Source organism: Streptomyces sp. AC627_RSS907 (assembly GCF_019049165.1).
Window position 1 is genome coordinate 64,762 of sequence record NZ_JAGMUE010000168.1, and the last position, 7,463, is coordinate 72,224.

General features: G+C 70.5%; 5 protein-coding genes and 1 pseudogene. 2 read left to right on the top strand and 4 right to left on the bottom strand.

Annotated elements, in window-relative coordinates; genetic code table 11:
- Positions 1-124: 124 nt before the first annotated feature.
- Positions 125-566: pseudogene (locus tag KUM32_RS30115) on the bottom strand (carboxylesterase/lipase family protein); the annotation flags it as partial.
- Between the two features lie 616 nt (positions 567-1,182).
- Positions 1,183-2,031: a helix-turn-helix transcriptional regulator gene (locus KUM32_RS30120; RefSeq protein WP_217145132.1), complete on the bottom strand. Its 849-nt coding sequence runs from the start codon at positions 2,029-2,031 to the stop codon at positions 1,183-1,185.
- Positions 2,032-2,134: 103 nt separating this feature from the next.
- Here KUM32_RS30120 and KUM32_RS30125 point away from each other — a divergent pair, with 103 nt between their 5' ends.
- Complete coding sequence (locus KUM32_RS30125; RefSeq protein WP_217145133.1) at positions 2,135-2,842, top strand: SDR family NAD(P)-dependent oxidoreductase; 708 nt, start codon at positions 2,135-2,137, stop codon at positions 2,840-2,842.
- A 443-nt stretch (positions 2,843-3,285) separates the two neighbouring features.
- On the opposite strand, the gene KUM32_RS30130 is transcribed toward KUM32_RS30125, so the two are convergent.
- Both KUM32_RS30130 and KUM32_RS30135 read right to left on the bottom strand, forming a co-directional pair.
- Positions 3,286-3,675: an MBL fold metallo-hydrolase gene (locus KUM32_RS30130; RefSeq protein WP_308408751.1), complete on the bottom strand. Its 390-nt coding sequence runs from the start codon at positions 3,673-3,675 to the stop codon at positions 3,286-3,288.
- A 322-nt stretch (positions 3,676-3,997) separates the two neighbouring features.
- A complete protein-coding gene (locus KUM32_RS30135; RefSeq protein ID WP_217145134.1) occupies positions 3,998-5,035 on the bottom strand; it encodes an amidohydrolase family protein in 1,038 nt (345 codons plus the stop codon).
- Positions 5,036-5,959: 924 nt separating this feature from the next.
- Here KUM32_RS30135 and KUM32_RS30140 point away from each other — a divergent pair.
- A partial coding sequence (locus KUM32_RS30140; protein ID WP_254406346.1) for an ATP-binding protein occupies positions 5,960-7,463 on the top strand: 1,504 nt, incomplete at its 3' end.

Below are 7,463 nucleotides of genomic sequence, written 5' to 3' on the forward strand. Positions count from 1 at the left end.
GTCGCCCACCGGCGGCGCTCGGACGACGGTTCGGGGAGATTCGGTGAAGTCCCTCGGGGTAGCGGGACATGCCCCGAGCGACCACGCTCGCGGGACTTCTGAGCCGCCGACGCGGTGTCGTGCGCTACCGTCGCACCAGACGCCCGGGCCGCGTACCCCGACGCGCGCCGACGACGGCCTTCCACGGGCCGTACTCGGCGTCGAGCGGGCCGTGGGCCGTGTACGGGGCGCCGTTGCCGAAGACCCGTACGGGATGGGCGGCGTCCCACGTGGCCCACCCGGGGTCTCCGGATTCCACGCACCGCACCCACGCCCTGTGCATCATGTCGGCCGGCCCCTGTGAAGCGCCACGTCGACCAGGCGGTGCATCGGGATGCGGAGCAGGTGGTCGGTGACCAGCTTGCCCACGGTCTCGGCGACCCCGCGCCCGCTGCCGCTGCGGCAACGAGGTGGTCGACGCGTTGGAGGAGGCCACCGGGGACGAGTCAGAGCCGGTACGCGTCGCGGGTTCAGCCCGTCATGAGGTCGACCCCCGGTGCCGCACCGCCGTCGAGGAGCGCCTTCAGGGTGGCTTCGTTGATCTACAAGGAGTTCCTCGGGGCAGGCATCGTCCGGGCTCCTCTCCTGAGACGCATCTGACCCGGTGTCACATATACCCGCATCTCGGGGGAACCTCAAAGTGGGTATTAAACGCGGACTTGGCAGCGGCATTCGACCGCATCGCGATCACGTTCACCTCATCGAGATGCTGGGAACCTTTCTGCAACTGAAATGGTCACCCGATAGCTGAAAGCCGGAATCATCGAGAAGGAGTGTTTCACCGCCACCGAGGAAGGAACACCTCAAGGTGGCGTGATCATCCCTATCCTTTTCACCATTGCCCTCCATGGAATGGAAGAGGCTGCCGGAGCCCGTTGTTTCACCGGCGGATCACACGCCGGTAAATCAAGACCGGGCTAACGGATCCTCTCCGCTCATCCACCTCAGCCTCGCCGAGATCCGACGCCTGATCACCCGACTCACCGACCGCCGTCCCGCCCCGGTCGACCACGTCCTGCGCTGGTCGACCCACCGACGACGACGCCAGCACCAAGCCCGCGTCAGTCACTACAAGCGGCGCGGACACAGTCCGTCAACTGGTCAGCAATCGGCACAAGCACCGTTGCAGTAGGAGAGGTCGTCTCAGTTGGCGGAATCCGTCAGGGTCTGGGTGCCGAGCACGGTCAGCAGGGTGAGGCGTTCAGCGTCCTCGGTACCGGGTTCGGCCGTGTAGACCATGATCCGGAGGTCGCTGCCCGCGACGGTGAGTACGTCGCAGTCCAGTGTCACGGGTCCTGCGTGTGGGTGGTCGATGGTCTTGCGTGCGGCCTCATGGCGGCCGACGGTGCCGGCGTCCCACAGCGCGGCGAACCGGTCGCTGTGTGCGCGCAGTTGGGAGATGAGCCGCTGCAGCCGCCGGTCGGAGGGGTAGCGGCCGGCCGCCGCGCGCAGGTCGGCGACCAGCGCGGCCTCGAAGTCGTGCAGGGACTGAGGGGTGTGCCGGGCCCGGGTGCCGGGGCCGAGGAAGTGGCGCCATACAGCGTTGCGTTCGTTGCCACGCCAACCGGACGGATCCCCCATCAGGGCCGCGTACGGCGCGTTGGCCATGAGGAGGGTCCAGGCCGCGTCGTAGACCGCCACGGGTGTCCCCGTCAGTCTGTCGAGCAGCCGCTGGACACTCGGGGTGATGTGCGCGGGCACCGTCTGAGGGCCTGGCGGCGCGAGCCCGGCCAGCCGGAACAGGTGGGCGCGCTCGTCCCCTGACAGCCGCAGTGCCCTGGCCAGTGCCTCGACGACCTGAGGCGAAGGGTGGGTGGCGCGGCCTTGTTCGAGCCGGGTGACGTAGTCGACGGAGATCCCGGCGAGCATGGCCAGTTCCTCGCGGCGTAGCCCGGCCGTGCGCCGGGCGGGGCCGGCGGACAGCCCGGCCGCCTCAGGTGGGATCCGGTCGCGCCAGCGACGCACCGCCCGCCCGAATTCCGTCGTCACCATGCCTGCCAGTGTGCATCGCCGACCGTCCGGCCCGCCTGGTACTGCCGGTCCTAGGAAGACCGGACGCCTGGCCGGCCGCACGGTCGCGGCGCAACGTGGGGGCATGACGACGACACTGATCACCGGAGCGAACAAGGGCCTCGGCTTCGAGACCGCCCGCCGCCTCATCGCCGTAGGCCACACCGTCTACATCGGCAGCCGGGACCCTGAGCGCGGCCGCCGGGCCGCCGAGCAGCTGGGCGCGCGGACCGTGCAGCTCGATGTCACCGACGACGCCTCCGTCGCGGCCGCGGTCAGGACCATCGGGGCCGGCGGCGGGCTGGACGTGCTGGTCAACAATGCCGGTGTCGAGGGAAGAACCGAGGACAACAGTGTGATCGGCGCCGCGGACGTCACCGCCGAGATGATGCGGCAGGTGTTCGAGACCAACGTCTTCGGCACAGTGCGGGTCACCCACGCGTTCCTGCCGCTGCTGCAGCGGTCGGCCTCCCCGGTCGTGGTCAACCTCAGCAGCGGCCTGGCCTCCCTGACCCGGGTCAGCACCGCCGGCACCCCGACCCACGCCTACCCCGGGGTCGCGTACCCGGCGTCGAAGACGGCGGTCAACATGATCACCGTGCAGTACGCGAAGGCGTTCCCGAACATGCGGATCAACGCGGTGGAGCCCGGTTACACCAAGACGGACCTCAACGGGAACACCGGCACCCAGACCGTCGAACAGGGCGCCGAGATCATCGTCCGCATGGCACAGACGGGCCCTGACGGCCCCACTGGGGGCTACTTCGACGCGGAGGGACCCTTGCCCTGGTAGGCCCCGTGCACGAGCGGTTCGTGCACCGCGTTCACCGAACGGCGCCCCGGCCCGACGCCGCCCAGCACGGGTGACGACTTCGACGGTTCCGGCTCCTCCTCGTCCGGCGGCTCCGATGGGGGCGGCGGTGTCGGGACCGTCACCCCTGGGGCCTTCTGCTCCACGCCCGGATCAACGGGCGTCAGCAAGAAGGTGACCGTCTGCACCTGCAAGGGCCCCGGCCGGGAGCGCTGGCGCCGATGGTCGACTACGAAGCCCTCGCCCCCGGCAGCGCACCGGCCCCGGCCTGGGCATCCGTATGCCGGTCATCTTCTGCACCGTGACCGCCGCTCCAGCTCGGTCAACTCGCCGAGGAAGCGCGGCACATGCCGAAGGCGGGCCCCGACGGCCCCACTTGAGGCTGCTTCGAGACGGGGGGGATCCTTGCCTTGGCAAGTCCCCGGCTAGACCTCGATGCTGTCACCCGGCGGCACGATCTCCAGCGGGACGTCGGTGAGCATGCCGGGGCTGAGCAGGCGGGCCATGGAGTGCTGCCCGATCTCGCTGGGCATCGCCTCGTGGATCTGCACCAGCCGCTCAGGGGCGACCGCCCGGACGTAGTCGGCGGCCTCGCCGGTCCTGGTCCACGGGCCGGCGGCGGGCAGCAGCAGCGTGCCGACCGGGGCCTCGGGTACGTGGTAGGCGTCGCCCGGGTGGTAGACCCGCCCGTCGACCAGGTAGCCGAGATTGACGACGCGCGGGATGTCGCGATGGATGGTGGCGTGCAGGTCCCCGTGGACGGTGATGTCGAAGCCGTCGGCGGTGAACGCGTCGCCTGCCGTGACGGCCGTCACCTGGCCGCGTCGGGCCGCCGTCCACCGCGCGACCACCGCAGCGGGGCCGTAGACCCGCAGCTAGTCCGAGCGTTTCCTGCTGGCCCGGGCCCTGCCCCTGCTGGACCGGATCGCGGTCGAACTGCGCTCGGCGGACGGCGCGGACGGCGCGGGCGCGGCGGGGCCGATCAGCGGGGCCTGGTGAGTTGCGGGGAGCACCGGCATTCCGGAGGGCCGGCGTCTATGGTTCTTGTCCCGTCCCGGTCACCGCGTACGCCCGGCTCGATGGTGCCGTGAGGTCAGGCCGGCGCGCGGTGGCGTTCCGGCCTGCCGTGGTGGTGCCTCAGGACGTCGGGCGCTTGGCGCGGGCGGTGAGGCGTTCCCAGTTGCGGTGGCCGATGTCGGCTTTCTGCTCGTCGGTGAACGGTGAGTTCTCCAGGAAGGAACGGGCTTTGCCGTTGCTGGTATCGACGTAGGGGAAGCCGCCGGGGCGGAAGCCGTAGGTGAAGGGGTAGTCGGTGGAGTACAGCATTCGGTCGGTGCCCATCACTTCGGCGGTCCAGCGCAGGTAGCGGGGGCTGTTGGTGCCGCTGCCGGCGACCCAGAAGTTCTGCTTGAAGTAGTCCGCAAGGGGCTGGCGCAGGCGGCCTGCTTCGCCGAAGAAGCCGGTGTGGTCGAGGTAGAACAGCGCGACCTCGCCCCAGTGCCCGGCGATCACCTGCAGGTCGGGGAACCGGTCGAAGACCCCCGAGAAGATCATGCGCAGGTACTGGATGCCGAGGTCGTAGTACCAGCCGAGCCCGGCGCCGGCCAGAACGGGGCCCATGGGCTCGGGCAGGTTGGAGTAGTAGGCGTCGATGACGGGCTGGACCGGTGTCTGCGGGTGGAAGTGCAGCGGCACGGCCAGACGCTCGGCCATCGCGTACAACTCGTCGTTGTCCGGGTGGTCGGCCAGTTTGTCCCCGGTGCGGCCGTACAGCATGGCGCCGGGTAAGCCCAGCTCGCACACGGCGCGCTCCAGTTCGGCCGCGGCCGCGGCCGGCGACTGGGTGGGAATCGCGGCGAACGCCTGGAAGCGGTCGGGCCGGGAGGCGACGATCTCGGCGAGCTGGTCGTTCGCCTCGCGCGCCACCGCGACGGCGTCGGCCTCAGGCAGGTCCTGCACGCCTGGAGACGACAGGGACAGCACGGCGACGTCGATGCCCTGGTCGTCCATGTGCGCCAGCCGTTGCTCGCCGACCTCGTGCAGGTTCTTCGCGATCGGGCTGTCCCCGAAGCCACGCGAGAAGATCTGCGGTGATCCGGCCCGCTGGTACGCCTCGTAGACGGCCGGTACGACGACGGTCTCTTCCACCCCGATGATCCGCAAACGGTCGGACATGGCAGCCCCTCTTCAACGGTTCCATTGAAACCCTACTCACAGTATCGTCGATACTATCACTGGAACCGCAAAATGGATAGCGGTGATACAACCTCGGCTGGGAGGCCGATATCGTTGTTTCCGTGCCTGTGGGGCCCGACGGCACACGCCAGTGTTGCCCAGGGCGGCATCCACGGCTCCGGCGTGATCACGGACGACTGGACGGATGAAGGCCCGCTCTCGACCGCAGCCAACTCGCACGACAACGTGATGGGCCTCTGGCCGGTCGCTGGTACGTATCGGACGGGCACGGCACTTACCACGTGTACTTCTCGTACACCGCTCACGACTTCCGCGCAGGCTGAGGCTGCAACAGCGTCTGCGGGTCCCGTCACGGGTCGATGCCGCGTGTCGCGACGACGCTCGTCAGCAGTCCACCTCGTGCAGGCGCCCGAGCGCGCGGTGACCCTGTCGGCCTCGGCCGACGGGAACCGGCTCGTCGTCACAGGATCTTCACGGTCAGCGGCATTCCCTCACCCCGGCGTCGTGGCCATCACGACGGCCTGAACGCGAAGGGGGTCCGGCGCTCGCATAGTTGGCCGAAAATAGACGGCTTGTGCGAGGGGTGGAGCCGGCGAAAACCTCGCAGTCGAGGCGATGCCGCGCCCCGGCAGTGCGGTCGCCCACGCGCGCTACCGCCCTGCGGCCGGAATCGTCCGGCGTCTTCCCGGCTACCACAGCGCGACGTACGAGCGATGGGTTCACGACGAACTCGGATCACTGACGGACTGTCCAGCAAGCGGGGCCTTCTCGCACGTCAGGGTGACTAGCATGATCCATACGTGGTCGGAAGGTCTCCCTCCAGTTGGCTGACGTCTTCCCGGCCTGCGGCTGTCTCGTGCCGCCGCCCCGATTCCCCTGCTCTCACGACCGAGGGACCGCTCCATGCCAGTGCCTGCATCGCCCAACCATCACCAACCGGTGGGGGCGCCGCGCACCTCGTTCGCCGCACGGTCGGCCGTGCTGGTGGCGAGCGCCGCCGCCGGCGGAGCGGCCGTCGCCCTGGCACCGTCCGACGCCTTCACGTGGACCCTGGCCGTGGTGGTGGCCTGCTGGGTCTGCGTGGCGGTCACCGTCCTCGTCGACCACCGGCTCGTCCACCGGGCCCGCGGCGCAGCCGCCGAGCGGGATTCGGAGAACCGCCGTCTCAGGGCCGAAGCGGCCCGGCTGTCGGCCGAGATCTCCCATCTGGCCGGTGTGACGCTGCCCGCCGTGGCCAAGCGGCTGCGGGAGGGCGCGAGCGCGGCAGACGTGCTGGGCGGCGTGCTGCCGTCGTCCGACCCGCAACTGCAGCGGCTCGCGCACACCTTCGCCTCCACCCTTGAGGAGGACGTGCGGCGGGCGGACGCCCTGGAGGGCGAGTACCACGAACTGCGGAACGAGGTGGACCGGTCGGCGGCCGAGCACGAGCGCCTCGTGCGGGAGACGCTGCCCGCAGCGGTCGCCCTGCTGCGCGACGGCCGGTCCGCCGACACCGTGCTCGCCGAGGCCGACCTGCCCCGGCTGCCGGCTCTGCGTGCCCCGGCCGAATCGTTCATCCGCGAGCTCGCCCGCAGTGAGCGGCGCGCCGCCGCGGCACAGGCCGCCTCCGCCAAGGCGCTCAGCCGCGTCCAGGCCAAGACCGTGAGGATGCTCGCCGACCTGCGGGAGATGCAGGAGCGGCACGGCGAGGAGGTCTTCGGCGATCTGCTGAAGCTGGACCACAGCACCTCCCAGCTGGGCCTGGTGACCGACCGGCTGGCGCTGCTCATGGGCGGCAGGGCGAGCCGCGCCTGGAACAAGCCGATCGTGATGGAGAGCATCCTGCGCGGCGCAGCCGGCCGCATCGCCGCCTACCAGCGGGTCCGCCTGCACTGCTCCACCCGGGCCGCGGTCTCCGGCTTCGCCGCCGAGGGCGTGATGCACCTGCTGGCCGAGCTGATGGACAACGCCGCGAACTTCTCGCCGCCCATCGACGAAGTGCACGTCTACGTCGAGGACCGCAGCGCCGGCATCGTCGTCACCATCGAGGACAGCGGCCTGAAAATGGCCGACGCGGCGATGCGCCGCGCCGAGGAGGCCGTGGCCGGCCGTGTCACCGACCTCGCCTCGCTGCAGGGCACCCGGCTCGGCCTGGCCGTGGTGGGACGGCTCGCGGTGAAGTACGGCATCAGCGTCAACTACCGCCCCTCCTCCCGCGGCGGCACCGGCGTCGTCGTCCTGCTGCCCCTGCATCTGCTCGCCCAGCAGCGCGACCTCGTCCCCCACGAGACGGCCCCCCGGCCCGAAGCGATGCCCGCAGCGCTCACGCCCGCCCCGGCCCCGCCGCCCGACATCACCGCCCGCCCCGCGGCCCCGGCACCGCCCACGGGTGCCAAGCATCCCAGCACACCGCCCGAGCTGCCCGCAC